The following is a 16,179-nucleotide window of genomic DNA, read 5'->3' on the forward strand; positions in this document are numbered from 1 at the left end:
GAACCGTCGCATCGGTCGTCTCCGAAAACCCCGAGACGATCTCTATCTGACTCGTCGTTTTCACGCAGCCAGGGTCATGAACGACAATACTCAAGGTAAGCATAATAGGTCCGCTTTCGGGTGCACAGCGACCAGTTGAGCCTGACAGCCGAGCCATGATTCAAGCCACCAGACGGAAGGGGCCGATCGTGCGCTACGAACTCACGGACAATGAGTGGTTCGCTATTGAGCCGATGCTGCCGAATAAGCCGCGCGGTGTGCCACGACGGGCGGGCGTGTGGGCCAAGCTCATGAGCGCACTGGCCGGTGCTCATGATGCTGCGGTGCAGATGATCGACACGTCTATTGTTCGCGTGCATCAACATGGGGCCTGTATCACAAGGAACCCGCGCCAATCGATGGGAAGGTCACGCGGCGGTTTGACGAGCAAAATCCACGCGGTGGTCGATGGCAATGGTCTGCCGCCTGTACGGCTGGCGTTGAGCCCCGGCGAGGCGCACGACGTTCGACTGGCCGGAAAACTGCTGTCCCGTCTTAAATTCGGATCGAGGCTGCTTGCCGACCGAGGCTATGACGCCGACTGGATCAGGGAGCTTGCCATGAAGAAGGGCGCATGGGCCAACATCCCGCCGAAAAGCAATCGCAGCGATCCGATCTGCTTCAGCCCGTACCTCTACCGCGCTCGCAATCAGGTCGAACGGTTCTTCAACAGGATCAAGCAATGCCGTCGGGTAGCGACGCGCTACGACAGGCTCGCCGCCAACTACCTTGCATTTGTTCAACTCGCGTCAATCCGGTTGTGGCTGCGCCTTAGTGAGTCCGCGTCCTAGCTGCGCTCACATGTAAGCGTCGCCGGACGGACCGACATAGGCGATGCGCACCATGTTGGTGGTGCCGGGTGTCCCGAGCGGCACGCCCGCGACGATCAGCACGCGCTGGCCGGCGCGGACGAAGCCGTCGCGAAAGGCGATCGAGCCGGCGCGGTCGACCATGTCGTCCTGATCGCGCGCATCCTCGGCAACCACGCAATGCACGCCCCAGACCACCGACAATTTGCGGCCCGTGGCGAGATTGGGCGTGATCGCGACGATCGGCGGCTTCGGCCGCTCGCGCGCGACGCGGATCGCGGTCGAGCCAGACGAGGTCCAGCAGATGATGGTCGGCAGGTCCAGCGTCTCGGCGATCTGCCGCGCGGCATCGGCAATGGCATCGCCGGCGGTCGACTCCGGCTCCGGCCGTTGCGCGGTGATCACCGAGCGATAGACGAGATCGCGCTCCACTTCCTCGCCGATCCGGTTCATGGTCGAGACCGCTTCGACCGGATATTTGCCGGCCGCCGATTCGGCCGAGAGCATGATGGCGTCGGCGCCCTCATAGACCGCGGTGGCGACGTCGGAGACTTCGGCGCGGGTAGGCACCGGCGACTGGATCATCGATTCCAGCATCTGCGTCGCGATCACCACGGGTTTGCCGGCGCGTCGCGCCAGCCGCGTCATCTGCTTCTGCAGGCCCGGCACCCGCTCCAGCGGCAGCTCGACGCCGAGGTCGCCGCGCGCCACCATCAACGCGTCCGAGGCCTCGACGATGTCGGTGAGGCGGTCGATCGCCTGCGGCTTCTCGATCTTGGACATCACGGCGGCGCGGCCGCGGATGATCTTCTTGGCTTCGAGCACGTCGTCGGCGCGCTGCACGAAGGAGAGCGCGATCCAGTCGACGCCGGTGTTGAGCGCGGCATCGAGATCGGCGCGGTCCTTCGGCGTCATCGCCGAGACCGGCAGATCGGTGTCGGGCAGGCTGACGCCCTTGCGGTCGGACATGCGGCCGCCGACCACGACGCGTGTGACGGCGAAAGTCGGCGAGGTCTCCTCGGCCACCAGACGCACCTTGCCGTCGTCCAGCAGCAGCACGTGGCCCGGTCGCAGCGCAGCGAGGATTTCCGGATGCGGAAGGTAGACGCGATTCGAATCGCCCGGCGTCTTGTCCGAATCCAGCATGAAACTCTGGCCGTTCTGCAACTGCGTCCCGCCATCGGCAAAGGTGCCGAGCCTGAGTTTCGGTCCCTGGAGGTCGACCAGGATGCCGATCGGCCGGCCATAGCTCGATTCGACGTTACGGATCGTGGCCACCAGCTCCCGCATCTTGTCATGAGAGGTGTGGCTCATGTTGATGCGGAAGATGTCGGCGCCGGCCTCGAACAGCTTGCGGATCATCCCGCTGTCCGAGGATGCCGGGCCCAGGGTCGCCAGGATCTTGATCCGGCGCAGCCGCCTCATGGCTTCGGCGCTGCGGCAGGCGGCGCAGCTGCGGGCGGAGCGCCTTGCGGCGGGGCCGGCAGCCCCGGCACATTGCCGCTCGGCCCCAGCGTTCCGGGGATGCCCGGCACCCGCTGTTGCGCCGGCTGCTCATTGGCTTCGGTGAGCTGCACGGTCCAGGCGCGCTGGTCACCGGTGTCGACCTCGAAAAAGCCGGTGCGGTCGAAGCCCCGCGCCAGGCAGTTCTCGGTGCCCTTGATGGTGAATTCCTTGTCGCGTGAGCACATGAAGGCTTGGCCCGACCATTCGCCGCCGCGGTCATAGTCCAGCGCGTAAATATAGTAATAGCGCGCGACCAGGGTTCCCTTCAGCAGGGTTTCGCAGCTGCGCGAGGACACGTTCCACCAGCCTTCGGTGGTCCAGCCTTCAGCATCTTTGTAACCGAGCGCAACGCCGACGCGGCTCGAGGTGTTGTTGCACAGGCGGAAATCGGCCGCCGCCGGGCTGGTCCAGAGGCAGAGCATTGCCAAACCGAGCACCGACAGCAGTCCGACACCCGGCCGACAGATCGGAAAACGGAGGAGGGCGGAGATTTCGGGGATCATTGCGCGACGCTATATCAAACGTTGGATGGTGTCGCGTGACTTGGCTGCGGCTCTCAACATTGAGGGCGATGGCGATGCAACGCTGCAACCGAGCCCCCAAAGCTCTTCGCTGCAACGCGATTTGGCCAAACCGGCGACGAGGCCAGACTATATACCAGAAATCTGGCATAACGCGACACAGGGAACGGAACACGAAAGAGGCGACGATGGATACAACCACCCGGACCGAGCTTGAGGCGGCTGCTTTCCGCAGGCTGGTCGAACACCTGCGGAGCCGGACCGACGTTCAGAATATCGAATTGATGAATCTGGCCGGCTTCTGTCGCAATTGCCTGTCGAACTGGCTGAAGGACGCTGCGGATGCGCAGGGCGTCCCGATGACCAAGGATGAGAGTCGCGAGGCGATCTACGGCATGCCTTACGACGAATGGAAGACGAAGTACCAGCGCGAGGCGACGGCTGAGCAGCTCGAGGCGATGAAAAAGGTGCATCCGGGTCACTGAATCGTGCTGGCGAATCATGCCCGGTCAATTCGGATGAATCCCCCTGAGCCGTCTGCCCAACGATAGGTTGGATGCTTCCTTTCGCGTTACTTTCGCGGGATAGGACGGGAGAAAGCCTGCGCCACAGTCGCGAATCGGGCCGATCCAGGAGACGCAAGAAAAACGCAAGCGGCGCGGCCGCATTTTGTGGGCTGCGGGCGTGTGGCCGCAACAAGATGTGGGCGCGCTGTGGATGAGGGCGATGTTGCCTTGACGCAGGGCACGCCAAATTTGAGGGTCTTCCTGAAAGAACGCGCGCCTTGCAACGATTGGCGCCCTCATCGAGCCACACCAGTTCCACTCAGGAGTATCAGATGGCCACCGCCGCCGCTGCGAAGGATGACGACTCGCCTGCAACCCGCTTTGCCGTAGACCAACTGAAGTCGATCATCGAGCGCATCGAGCGCCTGGAGGAGGAGAAGAAGGCGATCTCCGAAGACATCAAGGACGTCTATGCCGAGAGCAAGGGCAACGGTTTCGACGTCAAGGCCCTGCGCACGATCATCCGCCTGCGCAAGCAGGACCCCAACGAGCGCCAGGAAGAAGAGAGCATTCTCGAGACCTACATGCAGGCGCTGGGAATGATCTGAGTTGACATCGAATGCTTCGTTGAAGGCTTCGTTCCGATGCTTCCCGTCCGCGACGGGGAGCGTCGTTTTATTGGCGTACGGCGACTGCGGTGTCTTCGCCCGGGGCGACGCTCGCTAGCCCCGGGGCAGTGCCGTCAGCGCAATGCTGCGGAGCGCAAGACGAAGGCCTTCGTCTCGAGCTTCACCGTCGCCGAGCCCGAGAACTGGACGTAGCTCAGGCCCTGCGCAGGATCCTCCGAGAAGCTCATCGCAAGCACCATCTGCGGCTTGACGAAATAGTTGCGCATGAGCGTGAGGTCGGGGTCGCCCAGTGTGGTGACCGACATCGAGCTCGACACGCTCGGGGCCAGCAACATCGCCCGCATCCAGATCGTGTCGGTGCTCTTGGCGGCGGAAATCCGCGTCTCGGTCGTGATCACACCGTCATGCCCTTGCGGGTCCTTGGCGGCCCGCGTGGTGGTCTCGGCCGCAGGTGCCGCATTGCGTGCCGGCGAGCGGGTGTTGCGGACCGGGATCGGTGCCGATGCTGCGACGATCCGGGAGCGGTCGACCGGGGAGGAAGCGGGAGGCGCGAACGCCATCGCGTTCATCAGACTGGCGGTCGGCTGCGGGTCGGCCGCGTGGCGCGCCGCAATCGCTGCGACCTGCTCCGGGGTCGCCTGTTTCGGATTGGCGGGATCGTCCCCCCAGAAGCCGCGCGCATTGATGATGTCGGACATGGTCTGCGGTGCAGCCTGGTCGCCGGCGGCCTGCGCCCCGCCGCTAGCCGATGACGCCGGCTGCGGCTTGCCGGCCTGAACCAGCTGCGAATCGGCGGAAGCAAGTTGCAACGTGTTCACGAGCTTGCCGCGAGCCAATTTGGCCTCCGTGGCTTTGCCGTTTGCCGTCTTGCTGTCGCCGGCCTTCGGGTCCGTTGTTTTGGCCGGAGCCATCGCTGCGACCTGCACCGGCTTGGCATCGGCTTCCGAGGCGCTCTCCTCCTCATCCTCGGCAGGACGGCCACGGAACAACCGCGCAAACAGGCTCGGCTTGCTCGAACCTGCATCATCGCCATTGCCGCGCTTCTCGATATCGGCCCGCGCGAGCTCATAGCCCTTCAGCGGCGCGCCATCGGACGGAATATGAACGGTGCGGCCGTCGGGGAAGACTCTGACCAGCTGGTCATGGGTCATTCGTGGCCAGTGGCGGATATTGCCGGTGTCGAGATGAACGAAGGGCGAGCCGGACGTGGGATAGAAGCCGACGCCGCCGCGCTGCAGCCGGAGGCCGGCATAGCGAATCTGTTCGAGGGGCACGCCGGGGATGAAGAAATCCATCGCATGCCCCAGCATGTGCTGGCTGTAGCGGGCCACGCCCGTATGCGCCGAGCGCCGGCGCAGCATCGCATTGGTGGCCGGCGAGCGGTAGGACGAGATGATCTGGATCGGCTGCTTGCCGTCGACGTCGCGATAGACTTCCCACAGGATGTCGAACAGATGGCGATTCATCACCGTCTCGTCCTGGGTGCGCCAGTCGCGCAGGTAATGATTGAGCTTCTTCAGCGCCTCTTCGTCATAGCGGCCCTCGCGCTTGAAGGTGACCGTGAGGTCTTCGCCGGAATGGGTGTGGTGAAAGGAAAGCGTGCGGGTCTCGTTCAGTGCCGTCGCGTCATGGACCGACCCGGCAGCGCCGAACAGCAGCACCGAGACCAAGCCGATCTGACATCCAGCCTTGCGGCCCGTCCTGGGCAGCGAATGCCATTGGCGCGCGAAAATAGACAGCAAGATGCAGCCCACCCGTCGACGAGCGTTTACTCAAATACCCTCTTGCGGCCCGTCCGGCGGAAGAGAGAGCAAACGCGTATTTAAGGCGGGATGGTTAAGGGAGATTGACCGGCCCGCCCCCCAGATTAGGCTTAACATAAGCGCTTGAGTGTGGCGAAAAAGTGCCAGTGATTCTTGGTGGGTTGGAATGGTTACCAAAAGAACAACCCCGCTCACGGGCCACGGGCCGGGAGCGAGGTTGGCGAATCAGCCGGACAAGCTGGAACAGTCGGCCCGCCAGCTCAGCGGGTGAAGATCCGGCGCTGCTGTGACTGGCCGCGACGCCCCACCGGAGCCGGTGGCGTCGGGTTGCCGAAGCCGCCGCCGAACAGGCGCTCGAAGAAGTTTGGCCCCGACGAGAAATCATTGCCGCTGGCGACACTGACTGAACTCGGCAGCGGTCCGGTTGGGCGCGAATAGCTCGGCTGCGCGTGGGCGACCACGTTTTCGAGGTCCTTGCCGCGGTTGTTCTTCAGCATCCCGATCATGGTGGCGTCGCGGCCGTAGATGTCCTTGCGGACTTGCAGCTTGCCGGCATCGTCGACGAAGGCGGTCTGATAGGTGATGTTGACCGGAATCGGGGTCGGGAATTTCAGATCGACCTCGCTCGAGCCGTACATGCTGCGGATCTTCTCCGGCGTGTAGTGCTCGTTCGGCTGCGTGATGTTGAGCAGCACCGAGGCATATTGATCCGGATACTGCACGCGCATGCAGCCATGGCTGTAGGCGCGCTCGTCCTTGGCGAACAGGTATTTGTCCGGCGTGTCGTGCTGATAGACCAGGAACTTGTTCGGGAAGTTGAAGCGGACGCGGCCGAGCGCATTGCCGTCGCCCGGCGGCTGCGAGATGTGCACCGAACCGTCGCGGTTTCGCTCCAGCCTCAGACCCATGCGCGCGAGCACGTCCGGATCCTGCTGCAGCGCCGGCAGGTATTCGCCATAGACGATCGAGGGCGGCACGTTCCAGGTCGGATTGACCGTGATGTATTTCATGGTCTCGGTCAGCAGCGGCGTGGCGTGAATGCCCGGCTTGCCGACGACGACCCGCGTGGTCCAGACCTGCGCGCCGTGCTGCATGACCTTGAGCGTGTAGTCGGGAATGTTGAGGATCACATAGGCGTCGCCGATCCCGGGGGCGCCGAGATCGCGCGGCAGCCAGCGCCAGCGCTCCATGTTGACGACGATGGTGTCGATCTGCCGGTCGCGCTTCGGCGTGTTGAGCGCTTTGACCGTGCGATCATCGAGAATGCCGGTCGGCTTGAGGTCGACGCCTGCCTGGAATTTGCGGACGGCGGCGGCGAGCTTGGCATCGTAATTGGTGTCGTCCGCGTTCTCGGTGAGCCCGAGCCTGGCGCGCAGCTGCGGCACGCGCGGATCGGACATCTGGGCCTCGGCCTCCGGCGCGTTCTTGCCGCGCGCCGGCGTATATTTCAGCGCCGGGCCGTCATCGATCTTGATCGTGCCGGCACCCGTATCGCCGCGCAATTCGGCGAGCTTGGCCTTCAGCTCCTTGTAGAGCTTCTGCGGCGGATTGTAGCTGTCGAGCGCGGCGGAGGCATCCTTCGCGCCGATGACATTGGCGAGCACCTCGTTCGGATCGACCGGGTGCTCGGGATATTGGATGTCGCCGGAGACCTGGGACCAGTGCAGGCGGCCGCTCTGCGCCTGCCGCGCATAGTCCAGCATGCTGGCGGTTAGCTTCAGGTCGGCTTCGGCGAGCGCATCGGGCGAACTCGTTGCCGCGGCGAAATCCGGCACCGGATAGTCTTCGGGATTGAGCCCGTCGGAAGCGGCATCCTGCAGCCGTGCGATGACGCCCTTGGCCGACGTCGTCAGGCTGCCAGCTTGTGTCCAGATCGGGGCGTAGTCGCGGGTCGTATAGAACTTCTCGACGGCCGCACGCTCGGCCTTGCGATCGAAATAGCGGAGGCCCTTGGTGGTCATCAGGTCGCGCAGGCGATCGGCGACCGGCTGGTCGGCGGCCGGCACATTGCTTGCGGCCTTGACCGGATCCTTTGCGGGCTCGGCGGTGGGCGCAGTGGCCGTGGCCGGAGCGGATGGCGCGGCGGCCGGTGCCGTCGCGGCCTTGTCCGGCTCGGTCGACGGCGCAGCCGCGCTGCTCGCCGGCTTGATCACGGGAGCAGGCGGCGCGGTCGCGGTGTCCTGCGGTGCTGCAGGCGCTTTGGCCGCATCCGGCGAAACCGTGGCGGTGGTGTCGAGCTTGAAGTCGCTTGCGGTCGGTGGCGGCACATTGGCGGGCTCCGGCCGCGGGATCGCTGCTTCGATTGCGAGTTCGGCGGCGCTGCTGCGCGCATCGCTTTGCGCCAGCGCCGATGTTGCCGATACCGCGAGGAAGCTTGCCGCGACGGCCATCAGCACGCGGTCATATCCACCACGGTTCTTCGAACAGTCTCGCATCGTCGCTTCCCTTGGATGTTCTGCTCCGGCAGGGAGCAGCGTCGGTTTTCGTCGGTCGGCTCAAGCGCCAGTTTCTGAGAGCGGCACGCCTGCACGCAACGAATTACGTCAAACGGTAACCAAGCCCCGCTTACGCGGCCAGCGCCATGCGGAGCAACTCACGACAAACTGACTCTCCGGAAAAAACCCGATCAGCTCTATCGTGCGTTTGTGCCACGCGTTTTTTCCTGTGTCTGTCACCGCAAGGCAACGGTTCAGATGTTCCATGGTTGCGCAGCCTTGCGGCGTTTTTCAGTCGATCAAGAGGGCATGTCGCTCTAATTCGATGCAGGGGGGCGATTTGCCTCATTCGACCGGAGGGTGGCTCGCACTGGTGTCCGCCTCGGCATCGTCGCCATTGATGTCATCGAGTTTGCGATAGAGCGTGGAGCGGCCGATCTTCAGCCGTCGCGCCACTTCGGACATCTGGCCGCGATAATGCGTGATCGCAAACCGGATGATCTCATTTTCGAGCTCTTCCAACGGGCGGACCTCGCCCTCCGGCGTGAGCATGGCCAAAGCGCCGTGAAGGGGCAGGGGAGCGATTGGTATTTCATTACCTGGAACGACTGCAGGTGCCGCCTGGAGGGGACGCTCGATGACGAGCGGCGGCGCCGGCTGCACCGGCGGTGCATGGGTGGGAATCAGCGGGAAATCGGCGAGATCGAGCTGGTCGCCCTCGCTCATCACGACGGCGCGATAGACCGCGTTCTCGAGCTGGCGGATGTTGCCGGGCCAATCGAGCTGGGTGAGATAGCCGACCGCCTCGCCGCTGATGCCGGTCAGCACACGATTTTCCTCGGCGGCGAAGCGCGCGAGGAAATGCCGCAACAGGTGCGGAATGTCTTCGCGGCGCGTGCGCAGCGGCGGGATCGTCAGCGGCAGCACGTGCAGGCGGTAGAACAAGTCCTCGCGAAAATGGCCTTCTTTCACCTGGTCGAGCAGCTTGCGGTTGGTCGCGGAGATGATGCGCACATCGACCTTCACCGGCCTGCGGCCGCCGACCGCCTCCACGGCGCCTTCCTGCAGCGCGCGCAACAGCTTCACCTGCGCGGTGAGCGGCAGCTCGGACACCTCGTCGAGGAACAGGGTGCCGCCATGGGCCTCGACGAACTTGCCCATGTGGCGTTCGGTCGCGCCGGTGAATGCGCCCTTCTCGTGGCCGAACAGGATCGATTCCACCAGATTGTCCGGGATTGCGCCGCAATTGACCGCGACGAACGGTTTGCTCTTGCGCTCGCTGCTGCCGTGAATGGCGCGGGCGAACAGCTCCTTGCCGACGCCGGATTCACCTTCGATCAGGACCGGGATCGCGGATGCCGCAGCCTTGTCGGCGATGCGCAGGATCGGCGTCATCGCCTCGCTGCGGCTGATGATGTCGGCGAAGGTCAGTCGCCCCTCGCGGCTGTGGCGGATGCGTTGCAATTCGCCCTTCAGCGCCGAAGTGTTGAGCGCGTTGCGAAGTGAGACCTGCAGCCGCTCCAGGCCGACCGGCTTGACCACGAAATCGTGCGCGCCGGCGCGCATGGCCGAGACGACGTTATCGATGCCGCCATGGGCGGTCTGCACGATCACGGGGATGGACAGACCGGCTTCGCGCATCTTCGCGAGCACGCCCATGCCGTCGAGACCGGGCATCACGAGGTCGAGCAGGAGAGCGTCGATGGCGGCCGCATCAGGGCCGGTCAGCTTGTCGATGACCGCGTCGCCGGTGTCGACGACAATCGCTTCATAGCCGCATTTCTGTACCATGTTCTCCACCAGCCGACGCTGGACGGGATCGTCGTCGGCGATCAAAATGCTGGCAGCCATGGCTTTCCTCGCACGCTACAACTATCTGTCTCGAATCGGGGCACTCTCGCCGACACCGATTAACGCAACCTTAATCGTTGCGGTTCGCGACAACGTTTGAACAACAGGTTACGGACACGATGAGCTCGCGCGCTTCTTCTTCTGCCCTCCGCAAGACCGCCAAGCCGACTGCGAAGCCGGCCACCAAGTCAGTCGCCAAGGGCAAGGCCCCAGCGAAGCCGACCAAGAAGAGTCTCGCCAAGGGGCCGGCGAAGCCGGTCGCCAAGACTGCCGCCAAGACTGCCGCCAAGAGCGCTGTCAAGGGCGGCATCAAGACCGGCGCGTTGCCGGTGTGGAACCTGGACGATCTCTATGCGGGAATCGAGGCTCCGGAGATCACGCGCGATCTTGAGCAGATGGATGCGGACTGCATCGCGTTCGAGACCGATTATAAAGGCAAGCTCGCCGAGCACACTGCGCGCGAGGATGGCGGTGAGTGGCTCGCGGGAGCCGTCCGACGCTATGAAGCGATCGACGATCTCGCAGGACGGCTCGGGTCTTATGCAGGGCTCGTGCATGCCGGCGACAGCGTCGATCCTGCAATCTCCAAATTTTACGGCGATATTTCGGAACGGCTGACCGCGGCCTCGATGCACCTTCTGTTCTTTCCGCTCGAACTCAACCGCGTCGACGATGCGGTGATTGAGCGTGCGATGCAGGCGCCCGCGCTCGACCATTACCGGCCCTGGATCGAGGATCTGCGCAAGGACAAGCCGTACCAGCTCGAAGATCGCGTCGAACAGTTGTTTCACGAGAAATCACAGACCGGCTATTCGGCCTGGAATCGGCTGTTCGACCAGACCATCGCCGCGCTTCGCTTCAAGGTTGGCGGAAAGGAGCTCGCAATCGAGCCGACGCTCAGCTTCCTGCAGGATCGCGACGGCGCCAAGCGCAAGGCGGCTGCCGAAGCGCTGGCCAAGACCTTCAAGGCCAATGAGCGCACCTTTGCGCTGATCACCAATACGCTCGCCAAGGACAAGGACATTTCCGACCGCTGGCGCGGCTTCCAGGACGTCGCGGACTCCCGCCACCTGAACAATCGCGTCGAGCGCGAGGTGGTCGACGCGCTGGTTGCTTCGGTGCGCGCGGCCTACCCGAAACTGTCGCATCGTTACTACGCTCTGAAGGCGCGCTGGTTCAAAAAGAAGAAGCTCGCGCATTGGGACCGCAATGCGCCGCTGCCCTTCGCCGCCACCTCGACCATCGCCTGGCCCGAGGCAAAGAACATGGTGCTGACGGCCTATCGCGGCTTTTCGCCTGACATGGCCGACATCGCCCAGCGCTTTTTCGATCAGCGCTGGATCGATGCGCCGGTGCGGCCGGGGAAGGCGCCCGGGGCCTTCTCACACCCGACGACGCCCTCCGCCCATCCCTATGTGCTGATGAACTATCAGGGCAAGCCGCGCGACGTGATGACGCTCGCCCATGAGCTCGGCCATGGCGTGCATCAGGTGCTGGCGGCCAAGAATGGCGCGCTGATGGCGCCGACGCCGTTGACGCTGGCGGAGACCGCGAGCGTGTTCGGCGAGATGCTGACCTTCAAGCGGCTGCTGGGCGAGACCAAGAACGCCAAGCAACGCCAGGCGCTGCTCGCCGGCAAGGTCGAGGACATGATCAACACAGTGGTGCGCCAGATCGCGTTCTATTCGTTCGAGCGCGCCGTGCATACCGAGCGCAAGAACGGCGAGCTCACTGCCGAGCGCATCGGCCAGATCTGGCTGTCGGTGCAGAACGAGAGCCTCGGCGAGGCGATCGAGATCAAGCCGGGCTATGAGAATTTCTGGATGTACATCCCGCACTTCATCCATTCGCCGTTCTACGTCTACGCCTATGCGTTCGGCGACTGCCTGGTGAATTCGCTGTATGCGGTCTACGAGCACGCCGCGGACGGGTTTGCCGAGCGCTACCTCGCGATGCTCGCTGCCGGCGGCACCAAGCATTATTCGGAGCTGCTCAGGCCGTTCGGCCTGGACGCAAAGGACCCGAAGTTCTGGGATGGCGGCCTGTCGGTGATCGCCGGCATGATCGACGAGCTGGAGACGATGGGGTGAGGGCAGGGACGTAAAACATCTGTTAAACGGTTGCCTCGGGCGTGTTGTACGGATTGTATAACGCGCCCGTAGGCTATCTGGAGCCTGTCATGAAGATCGAGATCAAGAAGATCGGCAATTCCGATGGGCTCTTGCTGCCGCGCGAATTGATGCAACGGCTCGATCTCAAGCGCGGCCAGCAGTTGCATATCGTCGAGCTTCCCGGCGGCGGCTTCCAGGCGCTGCCTTACGATCCGGATTTCGAGCGGACGATGGAGATCGCCGACGAGATCATGGATCAGTACAGGGATACCTTGGTGGCCCTCGCGAAATGAGCGAGGCGCCGGAGCCGCTCTGGATCAGTTACGAGCAGGCCATCGCGATCCATACCCGCCAACTCCGCCGCTTCGGCGGGGCGTCGGGCTTCCGCGACGAGGGAATGCTCCGCTTGGCACTCGAGGAGCCCGTCAATAAATGGAGCTACGAGCACGCCATGCTGCCTAGGCTCGGGGCGGCCTATGCCTTCGGCCTTGCAAAGAACCATGCCTTTGTCGACGGCAACAAGCGGATCGCTTTCACGGTGATGACGACGTTTCTCCGAAGAAACGGCGCGGCCTTTGCGCCCGATCCTGCACAGGCCACGATCATCATCCTCTCCCTCGCTGCGGGCGAGGTCAGCGAGGCCAGTCTGACCCGCTGGATCCGGGACAATTGGCCGCCTCAATGACCTGATAAGAAAAGGCGTGCAATCGGGGCGCCGTTGCCCTGCGACCGGCTTTGCGCTATGCGAGCCATTAAAGGAAATTTTTCGGGGGACCCAGATGGCAGATCACGGCGAAGTCGCCTATTCGACGGCTGACGGCAACGACTACGCGGCGCATGAGGCGACCTATGAGGGCTTCATCAAGCTGGTGAAGTACGGCACCATCACCGTCGCGCTCATCGTCATCTTGATGGCAATTTTCCTCACTTAAGTCCATTTGCCCGCCGCAAGTTGCCGGCGGGCTTTCGGCCGCCCGGCTGAAACACCTGGAATTCCGCACCCTACCAGCTCGCGCGCGCGCCCGCGCCGGAGGCCTCATGAAGATTGCCGTCGCCAAGGAAATCGACCCGTCGGAGCCGCGGGTTGCCGCCTCGCCCGATACGGTGAAGAAATTCAAGTCCTTAGGCGCCGAGGTTGCGGTCGAGCCGGGCGCCGGCGTCAAGTCGGGCGTGCCGGATGCCGAGTTTGCTGCCGCCGGCGCCACGGTGAGCGCGGATGCGCTCAAGGACGCCGACATCGTCATCAAGGTGAAGCGGCCGGAGCCGTCGGAGCTTGCCCAATATAAGCGTGGCGCGCTGGTCATCGCGATCATGGACCCCTACGGCAATGATGGCGCACTGAAGGCAATGGCCGATGCCGGTATCTCGGCCTTCGCCATGGAGCTGATGCCGCGCATCACCCGCGCGCAGGTGATGGACGTGCTGTCGAGCCAGGCCAATCTTGCGGGCTACCGCGCCGTGATTGAGGCCGCCGAGGCATTTGGCCGCGCCTTCCCGATGATGATGACCGCGGCCGGCACGGTGCCGGCCGCGAAGGTCTTCGTGATGGGCGTCGGCGTCGCCGGCCTGCAGGCGATCGCGACCGCGCGTCGTCTCGGCGCGATCGTGTCCGCGACCGACGTGCGGCCTGCCACCAAGGAGCAGGTCGAGAGCCTTGGCGCGAAATTCCTCGCCGTCGAGGACGAGGAGTTCAAGAGTGCGCAGACCGCCGGCGGCTACGCCAAGGAAATGTCCAAGGAGTATCAGGCCAAGCAGGCGGCACTGACGGCCGAGCATCTCAAGAAGCAGGATATCGTCATTACGACCGCACTGATCCCGGGCCGGCCGGCCCCACGGCTGGTCACGCTCGACATGGTCAAATCGATGCGGCCCGGCTCGGTGCTGGTCGACCTCGCCGTTGAGCGCGGCGGCAATGTGGAGGGCGCCAAGCTCGGGGAGACGGTCGACGTCGACGGCATCAAGATCGTCGGTATTCCGAACCTCGCCGGCCGCGTCGCGGCCTCCGCCTCCAGCCTCTATGCGCGTAACCTCCTGTCCTTCATCGAGACCATGATCGACAAGGCAACCAAATCCCTGGCCGTCAATTGGGATGACGATCTGGTCAAGGCCACGGCTTTGACAAAGGATGGCGCCATCATCCATCCGAATTTCCAGCCGAAGGCATAGTCAGAGGCATCAGGAGAAAAGTCATGGAGCATGTCGCCCAAGCCGTTGATCCCTTCGTGTTCCGGCTCTCGATTTTCGTGCTGGCCGTGTTCGTCGGCTACTTCGTCGTATGGTCAGTGACACCTGCGCTGCATACGCCGCTGATGTCGGTCACCAACGCGATCTCCTCGGTGATCGTGGTCGGTGCGCTGCTCGCGGTCGGCGTCGGCATGATCTCGAGCGGCAGCGGCTGGGCGCGCGGCTTCGGCTTCATCGCCTTGATCTTCGCCTGCGTGAACATCTTCGGCGGCTTCCTCGTCACCCAGCGCATGCTGGCCATGTACAAGAAGAAGTCCAGGTAACAACGCCGCATCGCGCGCAGGCATCAACGGGGCATCTCGCAATGAACGCCAATCTGTCGGCACTCCTTTATCTCGTGGCAGGTGTGCTGTTCATCCTGTCGCTGCGCGGCCTGTCGAGCCCGGCCACCAGCCGGCGGGGCAATTTCCTCGGCATGGCCGGCATGGTGATTGCGGTCGTCACCACGCTGGCCAATCATCCGCCGGCCGATGGCGTCGCCTGGATGCTGGTCATTCTCGGCATCGCGATCGGCGGCGGCATCGGCGCGGTGATCGCGCGCCGGGTGCCGATGACCGCAATGCCCGAACTTGTCGCGGCCTTCCACTCGCTGGTCGGCATGGCCGCGGTGCTGGTCGCGGCCGGCGCGTTCTATGCGCCGGAAGCCTTCGACATCGGCACGCCCGCCAACATCCACACCCAGAGCCTGGTCGAAATGTCGCTCGGCGTCGCCATCGGCGCGCTGACCTTCACCGGCTCGGTGATCGCGTTCCTGAAACTGTCGGCGCGCATGAGCGGTGCCCCGATCATCCTGCCGGCGCGGCACCTCATCAACATCGTGCTCGCAATTGCCCTGGTCGCCTGCATCGTCGGCCTCGTCGTTACCGGCAGCGCGGGCTTCTTCTGGCTGAACGTCGTCCTGGCGCTGGCGCTCGGCGTGCTCATGATCATCCCGATCGGCGGCGCCGATATGCCGGTCGTGATCTCGATGCTCAACTCCTATTCCGGTTGGGCCGCGGCCGGCATCGGCTTCACGCTCGGCAATTCGGCGCTGATCATCACCGGCGCGCTGGTCGGCTCGTCAGGCGCGATCCTGTCCTACATCATGTGTCACGCGATGAACCGGTCCTTCATCTCGGTCATCCTCGGCGGATTCGGCGGCGAGACCGCAGCCGCAAGCGTCGGCACCGGCGAACAGAAGCCGGCCAAACTCGGCTCGGCCGAGGACGCCGCCTTCATCATGAAGAATGCCTCCAAGGTCATCATCGTGCCCGGCTACGGCATGGCGGTGGCGCAGGCCCAGCACGCGCTGCGCGAGATGGCCGACACGCTGAAGAAGGAAGGGGTGGAGGTGAAATACGCCATCCACCCGGTCGCCGGCCGCATGCCCGGCCACATGAACGTGCTGCTCGCCGAAGCCAACGTGCCGTACGACGAGGTGTTCGAACTCGAGGACATCAACTCCGAATTCGCCCAGGCCGACGTCGCCTTCGTGATCGGCGCCAACGACGTCACCAACCCGGCGGCCGAAGAGGATAAGTCCTCGCCGATCTACGGCATGCCGGTGCTGCAGGTCTGGAAGGCCGGCACGGTGATGTTCATCAAGCGCTCGCTCGCCTCCGGCTATGCCGGCATCGACAACCCGCTGTTCTACCGCGACAACACGATGATGCTGCTCGGCGACGCCAAGAAGATGACCGAGAGCATCGTCAAGGCGATGTAAATCACCAGACGCTATGTCGGAAACCGGCTAAACTCGCTTGGCCAGAGACTAGGCCGGAGCCAT

General features: G+C 64.0%; 15 protein-coding genes. 10 read left to right on the forward strand and 5 right to left on the reverse strand.

Annotation, left to right across the window (positions count from 1 at the left end):
* The first annotated feature begins 155 nt into the window (after positions 1-155).
* A complete protein-coding gene (locus QXZ85_RS25590; protein WP_316175069.1) occupies positions 156-830 on the forward strand; it encodes an IS5 family transposase in 675 nt (224 codons plus the stop codon).
* Positions 831-836: 6 nt separating this feature from the next.
* Here the strand turns inward: QXZ85_RS25590 and pyk are convergent, their stop codons facing one another.
* Both pyk and QXZ85_RS25600 read right to left on the reverse strand, forming a co-directional pair.
* A complete protein-coding gene (gene pyk, locus QXZ85_RS25595) occupies positions 837-2,273 on the reverse strand; it encodes a pyruvate kinase (RefSeq protein ID WP_315806201.1) in 1,437 nt (478 codons plus the stop codon).
* Positions 2,270-2,857 (reverse strand): DUF1036 domain-containing protein, encoded by a 588-nt coding sequence (locus QXZ85_RS25600; RefSeq protein WP_315701571.1) that lies wholly within the window; start codon positions 2,855-2,857, stop codon positions 2,270-2,272. The genes pyk and QXZ85_RS25600 overlap by 4 nt, the downstream gene beginning before the upstream one ends.
* Positions 2,858-3,063: 206 nt before the next feature.
* Here QXZ85_RS25600 and QXZ85_RS25605 point away from each other — a divergent pair, with 206 nt between their 5' ends.
* Positions 3,064-3,360 (forward strand): DUF1244 domain-containing protein, encoded by a 297-nt coding sequence (locus QXZ85_RS25605; RefSeq protein ID WP_315701570.1) that lies wholly within the window; start codon positions 3,064-3,066, stop codon positions 3,358-3,360.
* Between the two features lie 353 nt (positions 3,361-3,713).
* Positions 3,714-3,989 (forward strand): DUF2312 domain-containing protein, encoded by a 276-nt coding sequence (locus tag QXZ85_RS25610; protein WP_315701568.1) that lies wholly within the window; start codon positions 3,714-3,716, stop codon positions 3,987-3,989.
* A 134-nt stretch (positions 3,990-4,123) separates the two neighbouring features.
* Here the strand turns inward: QXZ85_RS25610 and QXZ85_RS25615 are convergent, their stop codons facing one another.
* The 3 genes from QXZ85_RS25615 to QXZ85_RS25625 form a co-directional block, all read right to left on the reverse strand.
* On the reverse strand, positions 4,124-5,752 hold the full coding sequence (locus tag QXZ85_RS25615) for a DUF882 domain-containing protein (protein WP_316175071.1): 1,629 nt from the start codon (positions 5,750-5,752) through the stop codon (positions 4,124-4,126).
* A gap of 281 nt (positions 5,753-6,033) precedes the next feature.
* Entirely contained in the window at positions 6,034-8,208 is a 2,175-nt protein-coding gene (locus tag QXZ85_RS25620) for a murein L,D-transpeptidase (protein ID WP_316175073.1), read from the reverse strand.
* 345 nt (positions 8,209-8,553) lie between these two features.
* The gene (locus QXZ85_RS25625; protein WP_315701564.1) at positions 8,554-10,059 is read right to left on the reverse strand and encodes a sigma-54 dependent transcriptional regulator; all 1,506 of its coding nucleotides are present in this window, start codon (positions 10,057-10,059) and stop codon (positions 8,554-8,556) included.
* A gap of 119 nt (positions 10,060-10,178) precedes the next feature.
* Between QXZ85_RS25625 and QXZ85_RS25630 the strand changes: the two genes are divergently transcribed.
* The 7 genes from QXZ85_RS25630 to QXZ85_RS25660 all read left to right on the forward strand — a co-directional run bounded on the left by QXZ85_RS25630 (position 10,179) and on the right by QXZ85_RS25660 (position 16,116).
* Positions 10,179-12,149, forward strand: coding sequence for a M3 family oligoendopeptidase (locus tag QXZ85_RS25630; RefSeq protein WP_316175075.1), 1,971 nt, complete (start codon positions 10,179-10,181; stop codon positions 12,147-12,149).
* Positions 12,150-12,238: 89 nt separating this feature from the next.
* Positions 12,239-12,463, forward strand: coding sequence for an AbrB family transcriptional regulator (locus QXZ85_RS25635; RefSeq protein WP_315701562.1), 225 nt, complete (start codon positions 12,239-12,241; stop codon positions 12,461-12,463).
* A complete protein-coding gene (locus tag QXZ85_RS25640) occupies positions 12,460-12,855 on the forward strand; it encodes a type II toxin-antitoxin system death-on-curing family toxin (RefSeq protein WP_315763123.1) in 396 nt (131 codons plus the stop codon). Before QXZ85_RS25635 ends, QXZ85_RS25640 begins: the two co-directional genes overlap by 4 nt.
* 94 nt (positions 12,856-12,949) lie before the next feature.
* The gene (locus QXZ85_RS25645; protein ID WP_315701560.1) at positions 12,950-13,102 is read left to right on the forward strand and encodes an aa3-type cytochrome c oxidase subunit IV; all 153 of its coding nucleotides are present in this window, start codon (positions 12,950-12,952) and stop codon (positions 13,100-13,102) included.
* 106 nt (positions 13,103-13,208) lie between these two features.
* Positions 13,209-14,336 (forward strand): Re/Si-specific NAD(P)(+) transhydrogenase subunit alpha, encoded by a 1,128-nt coding sequence (locus QXZ85_RS25650; protein ID WP_315701558.1) that lies wholly within the window; start codon positions 13,209-13,211, stop codon positions 14,334-14,336.
* Positions 14,337-14,359: 23 nt separating this feature from the next.
* Entirely contained in the window at positions 14,360-14,677 is a 318-nt protein-coding gene (locus QXZ85_RS25655; RefSeq protein ID WP_315701557.1) for a proton-translocating transhydrogenase family protein, read from the forward strand.
* Between the two features lie 41 nt (positions 14,678-14,718).
* Entirely contained in the window at positions 14,719-16,116 is a 1,398-nt protein-coding gene (locus tag QXZ85_RS25660) for an NAD(P)(+) transhydrogenase (Re/Si-specific) subunit beta (protein WP_315701556.1), read from the forward strand.
* Positions 16,117-16,179: the final 63 nt, after the last annotated feature.

It is taken from the genome of Bradyrhizobium sp. SZCCHNGR1005 (assembly GCF_032489995.1).
Lineage (GTDB): Bacteria > Pseudomonadota > Alphaproteobacteria > Rhizobiales > Xanthobacteraceae > Bradyrhizobium.

What these genes read in the sequence shown, in the direction of transcription:
- QXZ85_RS25590 (WP_316175069.1), top strand. Translation starts at nt 156, where the DNA reads ATGATTCAAGCCACCAGACGGAAGGGGCCGATCGTGCGCTACGAACTC.
- pyk (WP_315806201.1), bottom strand. Translation starts at nt 2,273, where the DNA reads ATGAGGCGGCTGCGCCGGATCAAGATCCTGGCGACCCTGGGCCCGGCA.
- QXZ85_RS25600 (WP_315701571.1), bottom strand. Translation starts at nt 2,857, where the DNA reads ATGATCCCCGAAATCTCCGCCCTCCTCCGTTTTCCGATCTGTCGGCCG.
- QXZ85_RS25605 (WP_315701570.1), top strand. Translation starts at nt 3,064, where the DNA reads ATGGATACAACCACCCGGACCGAGCTTGAGGCGGCTGCTTTCCGCAGG.
- QXZ85_RS25610 (WP_315701568.1), top strand. Translation starts at nt 3,714, where the DNA reads ATGGCCACCGCCGCCGCTGCGAAGGATGACGACTCGCCTGCAACCCGC.
- QXZ85_RS25620 (WP_316175073.1), bottom strand. Translation starts at nt 8,208, where the DNA reads ATGCGAGACTGTTCGAAGAACCGTGGTGGATATGACCGCGTGCTGATG.
- QXZ85_RS25625 (WP_315701564.1), bottom strand. Translation starts at nt 10,059, where the DNA reads ATGGCTGCCAGCATTTTGATCGCCGACGACGATCCCGTCCAGCGTCGG.
- QXZ85_RS25630 (WP_316175075.1), top strand. Translation starts at nt 10,179, where the DNA reads ATGAGCTCGCGCGCTTCTTCTTCTGCCCTCCGCAAGACCGCCAAGCCG.
- QXZ85_RS25635 (WP_315701562.1), top strand. Translation starts at nt 12,239, where the DNA reads ATGAAGATCGAGATCAAGAAGATCGGCAATTCCGATGGGCTCTTGCTG.
- QXZ85_RS25640 (WP_315763123.1), top strand. Translation starts at nt 12,460, where the DNA reads ATGAGCGAGGCGCCGGAGCCGCTCTGGATCAGTTACGAGCAGGCCATC.
- QXZ85_RS25645 (WP_315701560.1), top strand. Translation starts at nt 12,950, where the DNA reads ATGGCAGATCACGGCGAAGTCGCCTATTCGACGGCTGACGGCAACGAC.
- QXZ85_RS25650 (WP_315701558.1), top strand. Translation starts at nt 13,209, where the DNA reads ATGAAGATTGCCGTCGCCAAGGAAATCGACCCGTCGGAGCCGCGGGTT.
- QXZ85_RS25655 (WP_315701557.1), top strand. Translation starts at nt 14,360, where the DNA reads ATGGAGCATGTCGCCCAAGCCGTTGATCCCTTCGTGTTCCGGCTCTCG.
- QXZ85_RS25660 (WP_315701556.1), top strand. Translation starts at nt 14,719, where the DNA reads ATGAACGCCAATCTGTCGGCACTCCTTTATCTCGTGGCAGGTGTGCTG.